Here is a 19,277-nt window from a genome sequence, read left to right as displayed (position 1 = left end):
AATGTTGAAATGACGCAGATTTTTAAACAGCCCTCATGTAGGTTGTTATCTAATATCTAACTAATTTAAATTATTATGTCTCGTTTATGCGAGGCTTTTTATTTAATGAAGTCGTAAATATTTAAACTTACTTTACGACCTTGTACTTATTAAGATACTGAACAACACTTTAGTTATTAATTTAACGGGTGAGTAGGTTATGTTGCAACCTAAAGACTGGCATTTAATACAATCAAAGGGAATTTACTTTGTTTTAATTACATTGCTAACAGTGAGTTTAAATGTTTTTTTGAATGATTCATTACACCAAAAAACTGATCGTTCGGGACAACAGCTTGTTAAGCAGATTTTTGATTTGAAAATAGATACCTCATTAAGTAATAAGGTCTTAATTGCGTTGGTAAAAAGCCAAAAATTCATGTTAAAACCAAATCCTTCTCCTACCAATTTTGAGCGTTTTTTAAGTGAAGAGCGTGAAGACTTTAAATATAAAACACTCAGTTTGAGCCTTTATCATCCGCCGATATGGGTAATGGAAAGTTATTTATTTATATTGCTTAACTTGGTTATTTTAGGTGCTGCTAGTTGGTATTATCGCTGGTGGGGTATCATAAAAGCAGCTAACTCATCTATCCCTTCAAAAATCATCGTGAAGCCAAGTTATCAGTCAAACAAATCAAAACTGCTTAATATTAACCAACCTAAAAACAATGAATTAAGTACTTTTTATGGTGTAGCATCGTTATACCATGGTTTATATATGCTTATAGAATGTGATTGCAGATTTGCTCAACGTATAGATAAAGAGATTACTTTTAAAATATTAGTTATTAAAATTTTTCCTGAATTAAAAGGGTTATCTGTAACGTTATTAAGTAACGAACGTCTTGCTATAACACTGTGTAATGTGCCTATTACAGAGCTTGATCGGTATATAGAACGTTTACATAAAGGTATTTTTACGGTGTGCCAAAATTATCAAGAAAATATTACAAGGAAAAATATCAAAATAGGCGCATGTGATTATCGACTTGGAGCTGATCAAGAAACTGTTTATCAGTTAGCAAAATCTGCTTTAACTTTATCTCAATCTAGCTTATTACAACATTCTCACCGGTTAGCTTTAAACCATAGCCAAGAAAAAGTAATTTCTAGAGAGGAAGTAATTGAAAATATTAAAAAGAATAAATTTATACTTTTTTTCCAGCCTTTATTTGAAATAAGCACTGGTGACATTTTACAACACGAGGCATTAATTAGAGTTAGGCATAATACGCATGGTTTACTTGCAGCTCGTTATTTTATTAATCAGCTCTACAGTAGCCAAGATGCGCTAATATTAGATAAAGCTGTTTTTACTCAAATTAAAAAGTTAGCACTGGCTGAGTCTTCACCTTTAACTATTAGTATTAATTTATATCTTAAAAACTGGCTCAATAAAGAGTTTTGGCAATGGGTTTCATCACAAATAAATGATTTGAAATTGAGTAACAAATTACAATTTGAAATAAGTGAAAGCGAATTTTTTATTCATCAAAGTAGTTTAATAGATATATTTAGTATAATTAAGAAAAGCAGGTCACAAGTTGTAATTGATAATATTCAAAGTAGTCAAAATATATCTAAACTAAGTAATTGCCAGGAGGTATGTGGATTAAAGTTGTCTTATGAGTTAGTTCATTTGGTGAACGAAAATACACAGAATCAAAAACAAATAAAAAAAATAGTTGATGCAAGCAACTTATTAAATATACCTGTATTTGCTGTAGGGGTTGAAACCCAAAAAGAATTATTGATGTTGGCAAAACTTGGAGTGGTTGGTGCACAAGGTTTTTATTTTTCAGAGCCATTACAAGAGCTTACTCAAGCTGCATTTCATTAAATTAAACCTCTATATTTAAGACCATCTAATCCTTGCATTCCACCTGTGTGAACTGCAATAATTTTACTCCCTTCAGGGAAGTAGTCTTGCTCTATTAATTGAAACAATGCATACATCATTTTACCACTATAAATAGGTTCTAAAGGTAGGTTGTAATTAATGTTCATATCTTGGCAAAACCGCCACAGCTCAGGCGTAAATTTACCATACCCTCCATCGTGAAAGTTTGTTAATAGCTGCCAATTATTTTGATGGTTAGCTTTAGTGCTTAACTTACGTATTTCATCTTTTAAATAATCAGCTTGTTTTAATACTGCAATACCTATGACTTGGGTTGCCGTTTCACTTCCTTCAATTAATCCCGCTAATGTACCGCCACTTCCCGTAGGGCAAATTAAATAATCGTGTGCAGGGAGGCTTTGTACTAATTCTTCACAACCCAATAATGCATACGAGTTAGTTCCACCTTCTGGAATAATATAAGCATTAGGAAAGCGAGTTTGTAGTGAGTTTAAATAGTCTTGATCGTTACGTAGGCGGTATTCAAGGCGATTAACAACATGAAGTTGCATTCCGCATTGCTTCGCAAATTGAATTGTTGGGTTGTTGTGATCAAGTTCAGGACCTCGAACAATGGCATGAGTTGTTAAATTAAACTCTTTACCTGCGGCTGCACAAGCGTGAATGTGATTTGAAAAAGCACCACCGAAGGTCAGTAATTCTGTTTTTTTTAGCTTCTTCATATGGGCTAAATTGTATTTTAATTTACGCCATTTGTTACCGCTTATTAATGGATGAAGTAAATCGTCACGTTTTACTCCTAAATAAATGTTTCTCTTTTTTAGAAACATCATATCTATTTGTTGAATATAGTTATTTTCATTTATATTGAATGATACTGACATTTTATCTCATTTATTAACTTGGCAAATTAACTAAAATGTACGACACTTATTTTATATTCTATTAACAATAGTAGCTATATGAAAGAAAAGATTTTTTCATGGTTAAATCGCAGTTTAGACCGAGATACAGCTATTGGTGTTGCTACGTATGCGCATACAGTTAATGCCGTGTGCTTAAAAAAACAACAAGGGCAATGGCAATTACACAGTTCGCATAGTGTAAATGTTTCTGAACAAGATGATTATACAGCCGCTATCGTTGCTTGCACAAATGAAGTTTGTACTGACATATGTTCAGTTAATTTAGTGCTTCCTCACTTTTTCTATCAAATAGTACAAATGGATAAGCCAACACTTAGTGATGACGAAATTATCCAATCACTACCATGGATTACAAAGGATTTTGTAGATATAGCGCCTGAAAATATAGTGGCTGATTTTATTGATTACCCTATTACTTTGTCTATGCAAAGTAGCAAAATGAATGTGTTTATAAGCAATAAACTGCAGTTGCTACCTTTTATAGATAGTTTTGCACAAACAAAACCTGTTCTGCGCGCCATGACATCTGAAGAAATGGTTTTGGTTACTCTGTTTGGGCACCATAAAGATGCACATATGCTCATCGTTCAGCATATTAATAGTGAACCTCGTATATTAATAATCAGAGATGGGCAGTTAGTATTGGTTAGGCGTTTAAATGGCTTTTTAGGCATTACGGATAAAGATCAAAACCAAGATTTAGTAGAAGCACTGGGTCTTGAAATTCAACGCTCTATGGATTTTTTTGAAAGCCAGCTCAAGCAACCTCCTATTCGCAGCTTACAATTGCAATGCGATGACTTATCTTCACTCACACTTAGGGCAGGGCTTGCTGAATTTTTACAGGTAAAAGTTGTCGATTTTAAACCTAATTTAGAGTTAGCTGAAAAATTAGATCCAAACTTTTATTATGCATTGGGTGCTGCTTATCAATTAACAGATCCGGAGTCTGTTATATGAAGACTAGGATTAATTTTTATCAAAAGTCCTTGCGGGTAAGGCGCGATCCTGTTCCGTTACAAGGGATGCTTACACTGTGGATTGGTGCTTTGCTTATTGTTGCAATAACATGGGCTTTTTACGCCTATAAAGAACACGCCAACAATCTTAATTTACAGCAAAGTGAAGTTCAGCTTAAGAAAGCTAAGGCTCAGTTACAGATTGCGAAGCAACAACTAGCTGAAAAACAAAATAAAACATTATTAGTTAATGAACTAAAAACGCTGCAGCAGGAAATCCAACATAAACAACAATTTTTTAATTATCTTGAAAAATCATCAGCTCAATCAATAACTGATTATGCTGATGTGATGAAAGATCTTGCGCAATATCATGAACCTAATATTTGGCTTACAGAAATAAAATTTGTTGGACAAAAAGTGATATTACAAGGGCAAACTCTACAGTCAAAATTTTTACCAATTTGGTTCAATAATCTAAAACAATCCCCTTTTTTTGCTGATAAAGAATTCTCAGTGCTCGAACTATCTACGCTAGATGGTATTAGTGAGTTTAATGTTGCAACTGATCTTCGTAATGAGGAAGTTAAACCATGAGCAAAAATACACCGATTCAAAATAAAAAAAGTAGACCAACATGGGTTAAGTATCAGGCTCAATTTGCTGCATTGCAAAAGCGCGAAAAATATTCAACATTATTTGTGGGTCTATTCATCGTTATTTATTTGGGCTTATGGTTTGTTATTTTCCCTCAGCAAGATGCTGTTATAAAAGTGAACGTAAAACAAAATAGTATTTATCAAGAACTGCAACAAACAAATACACAGCTTTCAATGTTAAACCAAGCTTTAAATTACGATTACACGAGAGTTTTACGTGGGCAAATAGAACAAACTAAAGAAGAGTTAGGTGTAGTTAATAATCAGCTTAATAGCTTTAGTCAGGGCTTTATTGCAGCTAAAAAAGTACCGGCAGTATTGAAAGATTTATTAATTAATAATTCTGATGTGCAGGTTGTTAGTTTTAAGGTAAAGCCAGCAAAGGGAATAGATGTAGATAAGCTAGGTGAACATGATGCACAAACGCTATTTTTTGAACACCAGATGGTGGTGACCTTAAAGGGTAGCTACTTTAGTTTGCAACAATACTTGGCTGCGTTAAAAAGTAATCAAAGCAAATTATTAATACAAGAGTTTAGCTATCAGGTTCAGGTTCATCCACTAGCTGAATTAACTTTACAAATTGCTACAGTGAGCGCAAATGAAAAATTTATCGCTTTATAGTTTTTGTACTTTAGTGCTGTGCTTTTTTTCGTTGAATGCAACTGCACAGTTACGTGATCCGACTCAGCCTAACATACAAGTAGGTAGCGGGATGCCAGTCGCTCAAAGTACAGAGCTTAAATTACAATCTATTATAAAAAAAAATACAGTATTTAAAGCTATTATTTCGGGTCAGCTTTATCAAAAAGGTGACACGGTAAACAATTTTCGGGTGCTAAAAATTAACTCTAAACAAGTTGTATTAGCAAATGACGATAAGCAAATAAAATTAGAATTATATGACTATGAAATTAAAAAATAATTTATCTAGCCCATGGCTTGTTCTTTTATTATTGCCAACGTTTTTAACAGCGTGTCATAGCTTTAAACCAGGTAAAGAACTTAAAAATCATATTGAACAAGAGCTTGTCGTAGATACAACTAAGGCAGTTGCGCCGTTAAAAATGCCTAATGAATTAACGCAAAGCTTATTATCATCTATAAATAGTGAGCAAAGCATAAGCGATGACTTAGCAATTAAGCGTTTTGATGTTGCTGCTAATGATGTTGAAATTGGTGCATTTTTTGCTGGCTTAACTGACGATACGCCGTTTAGTGTTGCTGTTCATCCTGAAGTTAGCGGTACTATTAGTCTTAACCTAAAAGCGGTAACTTTTAATGAAGTGATTGCGGTTATTAAACGCATGTATCCTTTAGATATAGTTAATGAAGGTCGTATTGTACAAGTGCTGCCAGCTAAAATGCGTACCGAAACAATACCTGTAAATTATTTAATGATGCAACGTAATGGGCTTTCAACGGTCAGTGTAGTCGCTGGTGGTGTAAGTCAATTTGCACAAAATAGTGGCAGCTCTAATAGCTCAAGTAATTCTAACCAAGGAAGCCAAGAATTTGGAAGTGATGATCAAAGCTTAGAGTTAAATGGATCTCGTATTCAAACAATTAATAAAAATGATTTTTGGAAAGAATTAGAGCTTGCTCTTAAATCATTAATTGGCAGCAGTGATGGTCGTTATGTTGTTGCAAGCCCGCAAGCTAGCTTAGTAACAGTTAATGCGTTACCAAGCGAAATTAGGCAATTAAAAGAGTTTTTACGCCAAAGCCAAGAAAATTTACAGCGCCAAGTTATTCTTGAAGCAAAAATAATAGAAATAACCCTAAAAGATGAATATCAACAAGGGGTTAACTGGGAGCGTATATCGAGTGGATTAGAAGGTGGTGTTTCGTTTGCAACAACTGCTGGTACAACAATTAGTAATAGTATATCTGCTGTTTTAGGTGGGGCATCGTCGTTAACAATCCAAAAAGGGGATTTTAACGGAGTTATTAATTTACTCGAAACTCAAGGTGATGTGCAAATGCTATCTAACCCTCGAGTAACTGCAACAAACAATCAAAAAGCAGTAATAAAGGTAGGTCAAGATGAGTACTTTGTTACCAATGTGTCGAGCACTACGGTAACAGGTACTTCTACTACAACGTCTCCTGAAATTGATTTAACTCCTTTCTTTTCGGGTATTGCATTGGATGTAACGCCGCAAATTGATAAATACGGTTCAGTTATTTTACATGTCCATCCTTCTGTAACTGAAACTGAAGAGCAATTAAAAGTAATTACCTTAGATGATCAACGTTTTGAGTTACCACTTGCACAAAGCAATATAAGAGAATCAGATACTGTAATTCGTGCACAAAGCGGCGAGATAGTTGTTATTGGTGGCTTAATGCAAACTACCACCGAAGATGAAGAGTCAAAAACACCTATTTTAGGTGACATTCCAATTTTTGGTAATTTGTTTAAAAGTATACGTAAACGCCAAGAGAAAAAAGAGTTAATCATTTTAATTAAACCAACCGTTGTAATGCCAGACACTTGGAAAAAGCAACAAGGGGAAAGCCGCAAGCTTTTAAATACTTGGTATGAGAACTAACCATGTATTTAAGTTTTTTTAATCTAAGTGAAATGCCTTTCACGTTAACCCCAAATACTAATTTCTTTTGTGCTCTTGCGCCTCATCATGAAGCAATGCAAGTACTTACAACAGCGATTGAAATGGGTGAGGGGTTCATTAAAGTAACAGGTGAGGTTGGTACTGGTAAAACACTACTTTGCAGAAAGTTATTAAATCAAATTGAGCCTGACTATATTGTTGCTTATCTACCTAATTCTTACTTAAGCCCTGAAGAACTTCGTTGGGCATTGGCTATAGAGCTGGGAATGGAAGTCGATAAGACATTAGATCAGCAAGCGCTCGGTCAACTTATTAATCATTACTTACTCGATCTACAAGAGGACAATGAACGTGTAGTACTTTTAATAGATGAAGCGCAGTGCCTTAGTTGGGAAACTCTGGAAGCTCTTAGGTTATTTACAAATTTAGAAACAGAAAGTGAAAAGTTAATCCAAGTTGTATTATTTGGGCAGCCAGAATTAGATGAAAAACTTGCAAATAACAAGGTAAGACAATTACGCCAACGAATTAGTTTTTCTTACTCGTTAAGAGCTATGACTGCTGCTGAAGTGATTTATTATATAAATCACCGATTACAAGTTGCGGGCTTTAATCAGCCACCTTTATTTAATAACGCAATGGGTTTAAAAATTGCCAGAGCTAGCCGAGGGATCCCAAGATTAGTCAATATTTTATGCCATAAAGCTTTATTACAGGCTTACGGCGAAGGGTTAAATGAAATTACTACTCGTCATATTCAACTTGCTATAAAAGATACTGAAGACTGTGCTAAATACCGTACTGGTCATTATTGGGGCTATAGCGCACTTACATTTAGTGTTTTAGCGATTGCTGCTATATGGGTATGGAGGCAGTGGCTATGAGCGTTATAAATAATATGCTTAAAAACATAGAGCAACGCGAGGCTAAGCAAATTACGGATAAAAATACTATCGAGGTTAATATAAAACCTATTTACGACATACGAAATATACTTTTCAAAACATTAATAATACTGATTGTTTTAAGTGTGATTTTTGTAGCGTATTTATATTTGCCAACGGCAGAAAAAAGCAAAAAGCCACAACAAGAATTAACCGTAACACTAACGTCTAGCCTACCTGAGACGGAGTTAGTAATTAAAAAAGATGACAATAAAGCACTTGTTTCTGATGTTTTTAATGAGTTAGAGATGACTGATTTGCAAGCCAAAGAGCTTCCCTTAGAAAGCGGTAATGAGAATGACATAGAGCCTTCTAGTACAAAAGAACCCATTGAACTTGTTGTTAATAAATTAACGACAGAGGCGGCTGTAATAGCTAAACAAGATGAATTAAGAAACGTAGAAAATGCGGATGAAGTTTTATCAGTGGCTGAAACGGTTGTTATTGATTTACCAAAACCTAAGCCTGTGAAAGCTAAATCTACGAATAAAATGACTAAAAGCTCAACGCCTTCTAAATCTCAAGATGAATTAATTGCAGAGCAATTAACAGCAGCTAAGCAGGCAATTCAGTTTGGTTTGTATGATGAGGCAATTAGTGACCTTAATAATATTTTACTCCAGTCATCGAAAAATATAGATGCTAGAAATTTACTCGCCTCAGCTTATTTTCAGCAGCAAGATATAAACTCCGCACAACAGGTTTTACAAGCTGGCATTAGCCAAAACCCAGATGTTTTAGAGTGGCGTATTATGCTTAGCAAAATTTTGATTATGCAGCAGCAATATAAAGAGGTGCTACTGCTATTAAGTGAAGACTTTGAAGTGAATGCTAACCTTGATTTTTGGGTTTTACAAGGCACTGCAGCTCAAAGTGCTAATCAGCATGCCAAAGCACTAAATAGCTTTAGGCATCTTACTCAATTACAGCCCAGTCAAGCAAAATGGTGGCTTGCTTTAGCAACCTCTAAAGATGCTTTGGGTGAGTACCCTGATGCTAAGCATTTATACAAAATAGCTTTAGATTTAGGTGGGTTAAACACGGCAATGACTCAACATGCATTACAGCGCTTAGTTGCATTGAAGGAGGCAGTATGAGACCTAGTTTAAAAATGCGTTTAGGTGATTTACTTGTTCATGAGCATATGATTACTGAGGCGCAGTTGAATGAAGCGCTAAATGTTCAGGCTGCAACAGGTCGAAAGCTAGGGTCTACACTTATTACACTTGAGTTTATTAGTGAGCCTCAGCTATTACGTTTTTTAGCACAGCAGTTGCAAGTTCCATTTTTAGATATTTCTCAACGTAAAATATCACCTGATGTATCTAAGCTTTTGTCAGAAGTATATGCCAGAAGATATAGAGCGCTGGTTATTGAAGATAACGGTGATTCTGTTTTACTCGGCATGAGCGATCCAGCTGATTTAAGAGGGTTAGATCAGCTAGCACCTATGCTGGCTCCAAAACGAATTGAGTTAGCAGTAGTACAAGAAAGCCAGATAATGGCTGCTTTTGATAATGTGTATCGTCGAACTCAAGAAATAACGAGTTTTGCTGAGCAATTACATGAAGAATATGAAGACGTAGAAGAGTTCGATCTTAATTCCCTTGGTGACGAAACATCAGATGCAACCGTTGTTAAGTTACTGCAATCTATTTTTGAAGATGCGGTACAAGTGCGTGCATCTGACATTCATATTGAGCCAGATGAAGGCCTGCTTCGTATTCGCCAACGTGTAGATGGGGTACTGCAAGAGCACATTTTAAACCAAGTGAAAATAGCATCGGCACTCGTTTTACGTTTGAAGTTGATGTCGGGCTTAGATATATCTGAAAAGCGACTTCCGCAAGATGGGCGTTTTAACATTAAAGTGCGCAGTCATAGCATTGATGTACGACTTTCAACGATGCCAGTACAGCATGGTGAATCTGTTGTTATGCGTTTGCTTGATCAATCGTCAGGTATATTGTCGCTAGACGAGACGGGCATGCCCGTGCATATTTTAAAGCGTGTGCGCAGTATTATTAAGCGCCCTCACGGTATGGTACTTGTAACAGGACCAACCGGTTCGGGTAAAACCACTACGCTTTACGGTGCATTAAGTGAACTTAACCAGCAAGAAAGTAAAATTATTACCGTAGAAGACCCTGTTGAATATCGAATTGGACGTATAAACCAGGTTCAAATAAATAATAAAATAGGTTTAAGTTTTGCGAGTATTTTACGTACCGCTCTAAGGCAAGATCCCGATATTATAATGGTCGGTGAAATGCGTGACCAAGAAACAGTTGATATAGGCCTTAGGGCTGCTTTAACTGGTCATTTAGTTTTATCTACATTACACACCAATGACGCTATTACTAGCGCTATGCGCCTAATTGATATGGGCGCGCCTGCATATTTAGTCGCAAGCTCACTACGTGCAATTATAGCTCAGCGCCTTGTAAGGCGCGTTTGCAATGATTGCAAAACACCATATCACCCAGACAAACAAGAAACGAGTTGGCTTAAATACCTTGGTGAAGATATTTCACATTCGCAATTTTTTAAAGGGCGAGGTTGCACAGGGTGCAATCATAGTGGTTATAAAGGACGCGTTGGTATTTTTGAGTTGCTTGAAATGGGTGATGCAATGATGGATGCATTGCGTGTTAATGATACTCAGAAATTTGCAAAAGCGGCAAAAAATAGCGCTAACTTCACACCCCTTTCAATGATGGCTTTAGATTATGCTAAGCAAGGAATTACCTCGTTAGATGAGGTGTTTAAAGTAGCAGAGTATATTCCCGAGATAGTCGGAGGCGATGATGCAGCTGTATAGCTACAAAGCCAAAGATATGAAAGGCATGCTTGTAAAAGGGCAACTTGAATCAAGTAGCCAAGCGGGTGTTGCCGATAGTCTAATAAGACGTCAATTTATACCCATCTCAATTACATTAGTTGAAACTAAAAATAACATTAAAATTTTCGATAATTTATTCGTTGAAAAAATAGGTTTAGAAGACATGATCATGTTTTCTAGACAAATGTATTCATTGTTAAAAGCCGGTATTCCTATTATTAGAGCAATGGTAGGTTTAGCTGATACAACCCAAAACAAAGAATTCAAGAATGTATTAATAGAAGTTACAAAGCAGCTAGAGCAGGGTCGTGATTTATCTAGTGCAATGTCGATTCATAACAAAGTATTTAGTCGCTTAACTATTTCTATGGTGATGGTAGGTGAAGGGTCTGGTCGATTAGAAGATGCATTTTACCAGCTAGCTATTTATTTTGAAAAAGAACAAGAAACACGTAAGCGGATAAAGGCTGCGATGCGCTATCCCACTTTTGTAATTTTAGCGCTAGTTTCCGCGATGATAATTTTAAATATTTTTGTGATCCCAACATTTGCCAGCATGTTTACAAAATTTGGTGCAGAACTCCCCTTAATGACTAGAATATTAATAGGGACTAGTAATTTTTTCGTTAATTACTGGTGGTTACTAATTATTATTTGTGTTGGCTGCGTTGTAATGTGGAAGCGTTATTTAAACACAACTGCAGGGCGTTTTAAGTGGGATCAATATAAGCTAAAAATTCCTTTCATTGGTGACATTTTAAAGCGTACTTTGCTTGCACGTTATAGCCAAAGCTTGGCAATGGTACTGCGCTCAGGTGTACCAATGACAACAGGGTTATCACTTACTGCACATGCGGTGGATAACAGTTATATGGAAAAAGCGATTATCACTATGCGACATGATATTGAAAAAGGCGATAGCTTACTTAGAGCTTCTCGTTCGAGTGAGTTGTTTTCTCAACTTGTTTTACAAATGGTTGCTGTAGGTGAAGAAACTGGACGCGTAGATGAGCTTTTACAAGAGGCTGCTGATTATTACGAGCGTGAAGTCGATTATGATTTACGTAGTTTAACAGCAAAAATTGAACCTATTCTGACAGTGTTTGTAGCCATTATGGTACTCATTTTAGCATTAGGTATATTTATGCCAATGTGGAATATGATGTCAGCCATTAAAGGTAATTAAGGTGGCTACACTCATTACAGTTACTCACTCAAAAGGTTTTTCGTTATTTGAGTTAATTATTGTTGTTGTTTTACTGGCAGTAATTCTGAGTTTTGCTATACCTCAATATATAGGTATTAAAAATCAAGCACATAATTCGAATGTTGATGCTGTTGCAGGTGGTTTTTCCTCTGCTATAAGTATGGTACGCGGTCAATGGGAGTTAGAAAGAAGGCCAAACGGTGCATTACATACAACATTTGTTAATTATGGAGGAGTAATCGTCGGAGTTGATGGTTTAAGAGGTACACCAACGAGTGATGAAACAACAAAAATGGATACACGTGTTCAAGCTATGAGTGCTGCTAAATGTCGTCAGGTATTAAATACTATTTTACAAGATGCACCTAGTAGTACATTAAGTAATGAAATATCAAGAATAAAAAATGTTATTTTTTTAGTTAGATACAACGCAGAAGATACACAATGCATCTATTATTTAACACATGTTCTTGATTCTGAAAACATACCTAAAAATGGTGCTATTGCATCGGGGAATATAGGTTTTTCGTACTTTCCAATAACGGGAAAAGTACACATATTTAAAAATTAAGTAATTATTAAAAAGAGGCTTACTTATGAAAACGCAATCGTTAAAAAATCTACCTTTAAATAATCAAGCAGGTTTTACGCTTGTTGAATTGATTATTGTAATTGTTATTTTAGGAATTCTAGCTGTAACAGCAGCGCCGCGATTCTTAAATCTACAAGGTGATGCAAATGCTTCAACATTAGAGGGGCTACAGGGGTCTATTCGTAGCGGGATGAACATAGTTAACGGTAAATCTATTATTGCGAGTGACCATAAAAAAATAGCCGCATCTGTTATTGTGGACACTGGTGCTAATGTTCCTACCGTTTATGGTTATCCTGCAGCAACACAACCTGCCTTTGAAGCTTTTTTAGATGTGAGTTTTGCCGCTGATGATTCGGCTGACTTTAACTTAGCCGTTGTAGGCACTAAGGTTATTCTGTTTCCAAATAGTTATGTACAAACTGACGATTGCCGAATTGAATATACAGAAGCAACATCAGCAGCAGGAACCGCGCCGGTAAGAACTATTATTACACCGCCGATTGTCACTTTAGTTACAGAAGGCTGTTAATTACATAGATGATAAGTAGTAGTAAGCGGCGATTGCGTGGCTTCACACTCATTGAGTTAATTATTACTCTAGTGATATTGGGAATACTGTCGGTAACGGCAGGTCCCAAGTTTCTGGGGAGCTCAACTGAAGATGCGTATTCGTATCGAGATCGCACATTAAATGCGTTGAGAACAATGCAGTTACGTGCAATGCAAAATACGACTACTACGAGTTGTCATAAACTTTATATTACTCCCACTTTAATTGCAGGACCCACCCCAGATAATAATTGTGTAGGAGGTGCTGATATTAATAATAGCGATCACTTAGTTATACAAATTGATACACAACGAAGTGATATAACATTTACTGCATTAGATAGTAATGCAAATGAATTTACACAAATTAGTTTTGACCCTTTAGGTAAATCAGATCAAAACTGTACAACGCAATGTCGAATAGACGTCGGGTTGGCTGGTGTATGTATTAGCGGTGAAGGGCTTATTTATGCGTGTCCTTAAACATAACGGTTTTACCTTAATAGAATTAATTATTGGTATTGTTATGTTTGCAATTGCATTGAGCATAATCACCGCGCTCATTGCTCCTCAAGCTCAAAAAAGTGTAGAACCAATTATAGCTTTAAGAGCATCTGAGTTAGGGCAATCATTAATGAATGAAATTCAAAGTAAGTCATTTGATGAGCATAATGATCGTAGTGCTCCTTTTAAGCGCTGCGGTGAAATATCACTGGGTGCGCAAGCTTGTACAGCAACAAACGACTTCGGCTCCGATAACGCAGAAACACGCACAAGCTATAATGATGTTGATGACTATATTGAACTTTCAGGTCAACCTATTACTAATAGTTTAGGTGAGGCGCTATCAGAATACAGTGATTTTAGTTTGGTTATTACGGTGCAATACGACAGTGATTTTAATGCCGCAACAAACAACGATGGCACCACCTTTAAGCGAATTACTATCGAAGTGACATCATCTCAGGGTGAGGTTTACGGCTTTAGTGCTTATAAAGGAAACTATTAATGAATAAAGCCAAGCACCAGAAAGGGTTTACATTAATTGAACTGCTACTTGTAATGGTAATTATGGGTATTTTAGCGGTGAGCGCATTTTCGTTTATAGGCGCTGGTGTAAGTATTTATTCACAAGGTGTAGAGCGTCAAGAAGCAGTAGCACAAGCTAGATTTTTAATAACGCGTTTAAGTAAAGAATTGCGTCATGCAACGCCAAACTCATTGAGACTAACTTGCGATAACAGTACCGGTGGAGCATGCAGTACTCAACAATGCCTTGAGTTTACGCCATTTTTATCTGCGACCCATTACACGAATTACTTGCCTACAACGTCACCATTTAATGTTACCGCTGTCGATTTCGAACTAAATAATTTAACGGAACCTCAAGTTGGCGATTGGGCTACTGTGTATCCGTTAAATAGCGCAGATATATACAACGAGAATAACGACAAGCGTTTACAAGTATCAGCATTTACTAATTCGACAAGTAGTGCAATCGACCAATGGCAATTTAGCAAAGCATTTGCTGAAGAATCACCTAGTAAACGACTTTATTTACTAGATGAGCCTGTTAGCTTTTGCATTGAAGGCAACAGCTTATATCGATATACAAATTATGACTTTAATGTAAACCAGCTTAATGCAGTTGGCTTACAAATAACGAGTGGTGTGAAGCGAGATTTATTGGGTATTTATATAGCAAATGATCTAGCAAATACTTTATTTTTTACGTTAGATAAATTGGCTTTACAACGAAACTCAGTTTTAAATATCCATGCACAAATGGTATTTAATGACACGGAAGTAATGAATTTTAACCATGAGGTACATGTCCCCAATGTACCTTAAAAAAAAGACTCCGATTAAAAATATGCCATACAGGCAAAGAGGTAATTTAATAATTGTCTCTTTGGTGATCATTGTTGCCTTATTGGCGCTTGGGTTAGCTTTAGTTAAAGTGCTTTCAGGTGCTTCTCAACAAAATACGATTGAATATTACGGTGCACGCGCTTTTATGGCTGCGCAAAGTGGTATCGAAAGTGGTTTAGTAGATCTATTCCCACTTAATAGTGCAGCCCAAAATTGTGCAGCGGTGACTTCAAACTTAACCTTTGAAACAAGCTATTTAGAGTTTTGCACTGTATCGGTCAGTTGTAGTGAGTATATAGGCTTGCCCGATACTAGCTCGCGCTCCGGCACTGTTAATATATACTATTTACAGAGCTCTGCTATATGCGCAGCAAATGATTGCGCTATTGGTGACTCTTGTCGAAAAGACTATTGGCAAACACAAAGAACACTCAGTGTTGAGGCAAAAACCCTACCATGATAAAAAATATATTATTGCTTATTTTTTTCATAACTTTGTTGTTTTGCAATAAAGTCTTTGCTGTTATACCTAAAATTGAAGGTCGTTATATTGAATTGCAAAATACGTATACATCACCAGTTTGGACAAAAATAAATTTTCAGCAACAATATATAACACCGCCAGCCGTTTTTATGCTTTCAACCAACCAAGGTGGCAACCCTGCAATTGTAAGGGTAAGAAATATAACTACAACAGGGTTTGAGGCGCTTCCTTTGGAGCCATCAGGAGAAGATGGTGGTCATATTAATATGGGGGCTCATTATTTAGCTGTTGAGTATGGAGTGCATGAATTTCCTGATGGGACGATAATGGAAGTGGGTAGTACTGATTTGCAATTAGAGCTTCAGTATGGAGCTAAGTCAGGTTTTTCACCATTTACTCCTACAGGATATAAATCACTGCTTTTTGCTCAACCTTTTACACAGCGACCTAATTTCTTTCATTCATTGCAAACACTTAATAGTGTTGATAGCAACCCACCAAACAATGCTTTGATACCATTTTTAACTATAGCCGTAGAAACGGGGTCTTTATCTGCTAATGGCGTAAATATAGCGCTAGAGGCATCTGAAACTGAATTTGGTTTAGTTAACAGTGAAACCGTTGCTTATTTAGCTGTTGAGCCTGGTTTTGATAGGGCATTTACTGACGATAATGGGGTCGAGGTAACTTGGGAAAGCTTCTTTACTGGCTTTGCCGTAGATGGTTGGACTGATGGCTGTAATTACTTTAGTTTTACTAACAACTTTTTAGTGGCTCCTTTAGTTGTGGCAAGTAAAAATTCACGTGTAGGGACTGATGGTGGCTGGCTACGTAGTTGTAATTTAAGAACTGATCGTTTGGGGCTGGTGGTTGACGAGGATCGCGACGGAGATAACGAACGAACTCACCCAAATGAAGAAGCATCTATACTGGCTATGACCAGTACATTTGTTTCTAATGGCGATATTTTAAGTTGTGATACATTATTTCCTGGAGCGCTTTCTACCTATGATAATGGTGAAATTCAATTGGTTCAGGGTGTTGAAGTAACAGATAACAATGCACAATTTGTTACAACAACGAGTTTAATTTCAACAGCATTGACTAACCCTCCTTTATGTAATGGACAGGAGTGTGCAGCAAGCGGTAATAATTCATTAGAACCAAGCCAAGCGGCGCAAGTCCCTACGGTACCTAATGATGGGAGCTCTACAGGACCTGTACCAACGTCATTAGCTGGTAACTATTTTTATGATGAGTTACAACTGAGCATGCTTGAGACCGAATACAGAGTTACAGCGCCTACACGTATTTTTTTAAAAGACACTACATCATTACTATCAACATCATTTTTAAATATAGGTCAAACTAATATAGTTCTTGAAGCAGATGCCTATTTAGCTATTTATGTTGATGGCGCTGTTGCTATTGCAGCTGATGCTAATATTTCTGCTTATATTGTTGCCACTGGTGAAGTGAGAATTGCACAAAATGTAACATACCAAGGCTCTATTACATCAGGTACTCAAATTATTACCGAAGGAAGTTCGACGTTTGATGCTTTACCTGTACCTGATAGTATTCCTGGCTTGTGTGGTATTTATACTCCCGTTTTATTAGATCATTATCGAATTACAATGAGTGATAATAAAGGACTCACTTGCCAAGCAAAAGAAATGACCTTAACAGCCTGTGCAAACGATGCATGTAGCATATTGTTTGATGAGCCATCAAGTTTAGATTTATCTCCTGATAATAGTGGTCAGCAAAGTTGGGTAACTGGGGAGAACATCAGTTTTACAGGCTCGGCTCCCATCGACTTTGCTAAACGCACAACCGGTACTGCTACATTTGGCTTTAATACTGCCGATCCTTCTGCGCCTATACGCTGTTATATTGGAGGTAATAACGTGGGTTTGAGTGGGTGCAAGGTAACGTTTTCCGATGCTGGATTTATTTTTACAAACGATACCAATAATAGTACAACAATCCCAACTCAGTTATCAGGTAAACCCTCTGATACAGGCTTTAATGCCAAAGCGCTTTCGATTCAGGCTGTAAAAACTAACACCACAACCGGTGCGTGTGATGCTGCGTTTCCTGTCGGTGCCGATGTTTCTTTAGAACTTGCTTATACGTGCAGTGCAGGGGCGAGCTGTTCTGACCCTATACAGCTTGAGAACAACAACAATACATATAATGTTGAGCAAGCCTATCAATCATTTCCACTGAGGTTTGATGATGACTCTAAAGCACAGATTGTTATTAATTATCCGGATGCAGCCAAGCTTAGTCTTAATGCAAAAACTAATTTAATTTTAGACCCCGTTACTAACTTATCGGTTAATTTAGAAGGTAGTTCTAATGAATATGTTGTGAAACCATTTGGGCTTGCGATGGATTTGCCCAGTGATGGTTTTGCAGCTGATGCAAGTGGAAGTCTGTTTAGATTAACGGGTGAGTCATTTGATTTAAAAATGAATGCAGTGCAATGGGAAGCCGGGCAAGATAACGACAATGACGGTTATCCTGACGATTACAGTAGTATTACCAATAATACGATAGCTAAGCATTTTATTTCAGAGCAACCATTCGTTGAAGCAGTACTTAATGCACCGACGCCAGGTACAGCCGGTACGTTAGAAGTAATTAGCACCAGTGCATTTAGTGACACCGGTAATTTAAGTGAATCAATTTCACAATATAGTTATGACCAAGTCGGTATTATTGATTTAACTGCGGGGCTTGTAGATGCTGATTATTTTGGTGCAGGCGATGTAAGAGGAGAAATATATAACGTTGGTCGTTTTGCTCCTTCACAATTTCAAGTAATAGCTATTCAGGCGAATGCCCAATGTACGCAATATGGTAGTAATTTAACCTACCTAGAGCAGCCTTTTGAATTAGCTTTTACGGTACAAGCGCAAAATCATAAAAATGAGTTAATGGGTAATTATAAAAACGGGTTTGATAAATCGACAGTACAAGTTAATGCAGAAAATAATGAAGTCAGTAATTATGCGCCGGCTACCGACTTTAGCAGTCGCTTAGTTAATCTTGGATCAAATAGTTGGAGTGATCAAAATGACGGGCAATGGCAATTAAACCAAGTTGATACCACGCTAAAAAGGCTTGGAGTTGATCAACCAGATGGACCTTTTTCTATGGTTAACTTAATGGCTACGCTTACTGATATTGAAGGTGCTACATTAATTGATGCTAATGACAAACCTAATACACAAAATACCTGCGCAGCTAATTGCAATAGTGTGCGTTTAAATAGCGTACCAATTGACTTTAGATTTGGACGATTAGTACTTAGTAATAACGCAGGATCGGATCTCGATTCTTTACTTATACCTATGCAAGCTCAATATTGGGATGGCAACGGGTTTGTAATTAATAATGAAGATAACTGTAGCGTGTTCGATCATACAAAGTTAAGCCAAATATCCCCCGCATCACCTGTATTAGCATATGAATATGGAAATGGTTCATCGGGAGAGCTCGAAGCTGGAGGGTACCCCGCTGATAATGGCATTTATGCTCAAGCAAATGGGTCAGGAGAATTTACGCTGGAATATAATACACTAGACTGGTTAAAGTGGGATTGGCAAGGAGATGAATCTCAGCTTGATCCTCGCACTATTTTACAATTCGGTCGCTTTAGAGGAAATGATCGGGTTATTTACTGGCGTGAAACACGTGAATAGTTGTAAACTAAGATAATAATTGAACAAAGCTTGTGTTTTGTGCTTCAA

The 19,277-nt window shown here is 36.7% G+C and carries 18 protein-coding genes; 17 read left to right on the top strand and 1 reads right to left on the bottom strand.

Annotation, left to right across the window (positions count from 1 at the left end; translation table 11 throughout):
- The first annotated feature begins 199 nt into the window (after positions 1-199).
- Positions 200-1,882, top strand: coding sequence for an EAL domain-containing protein (locus L647_RS0121710; protein ID WP_024612877.1), 1,683 nt, complete (start codon positions 200-202; stop codon positions 1,880-1,882).
- On the opposite strand, the gene L647_RS0121705 is transcribed toward L647_RS0121710, so the two are convergent.
- Complete coding sequence (locus L647_RS0121705) at positions 1,879-2,787, bottom strand: pyridoxal-phosphate dependent enzyme (protein WP_024612876.1); 909 nt, start codon at positions 2,785-2,787, stop codon at positions 1,879-1,881. The genes L647_RS0121710 and L647_RS0121705 overlap by 4 nt on opposite strands.
- A gap of 78 nt (positions 2,788-2,865) precedes the next feature.
- Here L647_RS0121705 and L647_RS0121700 point away from each other — a divergent pair, with 78 nt between their 5' ends.
- The 16 genes from L647_RS0121700 (at position 2,866) to L647_RS0121625 (ending at position 19,229) form a co-directional block, all read left to right on the top strand.
- A complete protein-coding gene (locus tag L647_RS0121700) occupies positions 2,866-3,789 on the top strand; it encodes a hypothetical protein (RefSeq protein WP_024612875.1) in 924 nt (307 codons plus the stop codon).
- Positions 3,790-3,878: 89 nt separating this feature from the next.
- Positions 3,879-4,385 (top strand): PilN domain-containing protein, encoded by a 507-nt coding sequence (locus L647_RS0121695; RefSeq protein ID WP_231613162.1) that lies wholly within the window; start codon positions 3,879-3,881, stop codon positions 4,383-4,385.
- Positions 4,382-5,071 carry a hypothetical protein gene (locus tag L647_RS0121690; RefSeq protein ID WP_024612873.1) on the top strand — a complete coding sequence of 230 codons (690 nt, stop codon included), beginning with the start codon at positions 4,382-4,384 and terminating at the stop codon, positions 5,069-5,071. Before L647_RS0121695 ends, L647_RS0121690 begins: the two co-directional genes overlap by 4 nt.
- Complete coding sequence (locus L647_RS0121685; RefSeq protein WP_024612872.1) at positions 5,049-5,372, top strand: hypothetical protein; 324 nt, start codon at positions 5,049-5,051, stop codon at positions 5,370-5,372. The genes L647_RS0121690 and L647_RS0121685 overlap by 23 nt, the downstream gene beginning before the upstream one ends.
- Complete coding sequence (mshL, locus tag L647_RS0121680; protein WP_253948935.1) at positions 5,350-7,002, top strand: pilus (MSHA type) biogenesis protein MshL; 1,653 nt, start codon at positions 5,350-5,352, stop codon at positions 7,000-7,002. The genes L647_RS0121685 and mshL overlap by 23 nt, the downstream gene beginning before the upstream one ends.
- A gap of 2 nt (positions 7,003-7,004) precedes the next feature.
- Positions 7,005-7,907, top strand: coding sequence for an AAA family ATPase (locus tag L647_RS0121675; protein ID WP_024612870.1), 903 nt, complete (start codon positions 7,005-7,007; stop codon positions 7,905-7,907).
- Positions 7,904-9,064 (top strand): tetratricopeptide repeat protein, encoded by a 1,161-nt coding sequence (locus L647_RS0121670; protein WP_024612869.1) that lies wholly within the window; start codon positions 7,904-7,906, stop codon positions 9,062-9,064. The genes L647_RS0121675 and L647_RS0121670 overlap by 4 nt, the downstream gene beginning before the upstream one ends.
- Positions 9,061-10,788 (top strand): GspE/PulE family protein, encoded by a 1,728-nt coding sequence (locus L647_RS0121665; RefSeq protein WP_024612868.1) that lies wholly within the window; start codon positions 9,061-9,063, stop codon positions 10,786-10,788. The genes L647_RS0121670 and L647_RS0121665 overlap by 4 nt, the downstream gene beginning before the upstream one ends.
- The gene (locus tag L647_RS0121660; protein WP_024612867.1) at positions 10,775-11,995 is read left to right on the top strand and encodes a type II secretion system F family protein; all 1,221 of its coding nucleotides are present in this window, start codon (positions 10,775-10,777) and stop codon (positions 11,993-11,995) included. Before L647_RS0121665 ends, L647_RS0121660 begins: the two co-directional genes overlap by 14 nt.
- A 1-nt stretch (position 11,996) precedes the next feature.
- Positions 11,997-12,587, top strand: a complete 591-nt coding sequence (locus tag L647_RS0121655) for a prepilin-type N-terminal cleavage/methylation domain-containing protein (protein WP_024612866.1) — start codon at positions 11,997-11,999, stop codon at positions 12,585-12,587.
- Positions 12,588-12,612: 25 nt separating this feature from the next.
- Entirely contained in the window at positions 12,613-13,140 is a 528-nt protein-coding gene (locus L647_RS0121650) for a prepilin-type N-terminal cleavage/methylation domain-containing protein (RefSeq protein ID WP_024612865.1), read from the top strand.
- Between the two features lie 32 nt (positions 13,141-13,172).
- Positions 13,173-13,643 (top strand): type II secretion system protein, encoded by a 471-nt coding sequence (locus L647_RS0121645; RefSeq protein WP_253948934.1) that lies wholly within the window; start codon positions 13,173-13,175, stop codon positions 13,641-13,643.
- On the top strand, positions 13,630-14,169 hold the full coding sequence (locus tag L647_RS0121640; RefSeq protein WP_024612863.1) for a prepilin-type N-terminal cleavage/methylation domain-containing protein: 540 nt from the start codon (positions 13,630-13,632) through the stop codon (positions 14,167-14,169). Before L647_RS0121645 ends, L647_RS0121640 begins: the two co-directional genes overlap by 14 nt.
- Positions 14,169-15,011: a type II secretion system protein gene (locus L647_RS0121635; RefSeq protein ID WP_024612862.1), complete on the top strand. Its 843-nt coding sequence runs from the start codon at positions 14,169-14,171 to the stop codon at positions 15,009-15,011. Before L647_RS0121640 ends, L647_RS0121635 begins: the two co-directional genes overlap by 1 nt.
- 64 nt (positions 15,012-15,075) lie before the next feature.
- Positions 15,076-15,492, top strand: a complete 417-nt coding sequence (locus tag L647_RS0121630; RefSeq protein WP_253948933.1) for an agglutinin biogenesis protein MshP — start codon at positions 15,076-15,078, stop codon at positions 15,490-15,492.
- 173 nt (positions 15,493-15,665) lie between these two features.
- On the top strand, positions 15,666-19,229 hold the full coding sequence (locus tag L647_RS0121625; RefSeq protein WP_253948932.1) for a DUF6701 domain-containing protein: 3,564 nt from the start codon (positions 15,666-15,668) through the stop codon (positions 19,227-19,229).
- Positions 19,230-19,277: the final 48 nt, after the last annotated feature.

Origin of the sequence: Pseudoalteromonas sp. TB64, from assembly GCF_000498095.1 — a bacterium.
Lineage (GTDB): Bacteria > Pseudomonadota > Gammaproteobacteria > Enterobacterales > Alteromonadaceae > Pseudoalteromonas.
The sequence above is the reverse complement of the archived record's forward strand: the minus strand, read 5'-3'. Positions and strand labels throughout refer to the sequence as shown.

Excerpts from the sequence above, each read along its gene's own strand:
- L647_RS0121710 (WP_024612877.1), top strand. The coding sequence starts at position 200 with ATGTTGCAACCTAAAGACTGGCATTTAATACAATCAAAGGGAATTTAC.
- L647_RS0121705 (WP_024612876.1), bottom strand. The coding sequence starts at position 2,787 with ATGTCAGTATCATTCAATATAAATGAAAATAACTATATTCAACAAATA.
- L647_RS0121700 (WP_024612875.1), top strand. The coding sequence starts at position 2,866 with ATGAAAGAAAAGATTTTTTCATGGTTAAATCGCAGTTTAGACCGAGAT.
- L647_RS0121690 (WP_024612873.1), top strand. The coding sequence starts at position 4,382 with ATGAGCAAAAATACACCGATTCAAAATAAAAAAAGTAGACCAACATGG.
- L647_RS0121685 (WP_024612872.1), top strand. The coding sequence starts at position 5,049 with ATGAAAAATTTATCGCTTTATAGTTTTTGTACTTTAGTGCTGTGCTTT.
- mshL (WP_253948935.1), top strand. The coding sequence starts at position 5,350 with ATGACTATGAAATTAAAAAATAATTTATCTAGCCCATGGCTTGTTCTT.
- L647_RS0121675 (WP_024612870.1), top strand. The coding sequence starts at position 7,005 with ATGTATTTAAGTTTTTTTAATCTAAGTGAAATGCCTTTCACGTTAACC.
- L647_RS0121670 (WP_024612869.1), top strand. The coding sequence starts at position 7,904 with ATGAGCGTTATAAATAATATGCTTAAAAACATAGAGCAACGCGAGGCT.
- L647_RS0121665 (WP_024612868.1), top strand. The coding sequence starts at position 9,061 with ATGAGACCTAGTTTAAAAATGCGTTTAGGTGATTTACTTGTTCATGAG.
- L647_RS0121660 (WP_024612867.1), top strand. The coding sequence starts at position 10,775 with ATGCAGCTGTATAGCTACAAAGCCAAAGATATGAAAGGCATGCTTGTA.
- L647_RS0121650 (WP_024612865.1), top strand. The coding sequence starts at position 12,613 with ATGAAAACGCAATCGTTAAAAAATCTACCTTTAAATAATCAAGCAGGT.
- L647_RS0121640 (WP_024612863.1), top strand. The coding sequence starts at position 13,630 with ATGCGTGTCCTTAAACATAACGGTTTTACCTTAATAGAATTAATTATT.
- L647_RS0121635 (WP_024612862.1), top strand. The coding sequence starts at position 14,169 with ATGAATAAAGCCAAGCACCAGAAAGGGTTTACATTAATTGAACTGCTA.
- L647_RS0121625 (WP_253948932.1), top strand. The coding sequence starts at position 15,666 with ATGCTTTCAACCAACCAAGGTGGCAACCCTGCAATTGTAAGGGTAAGA.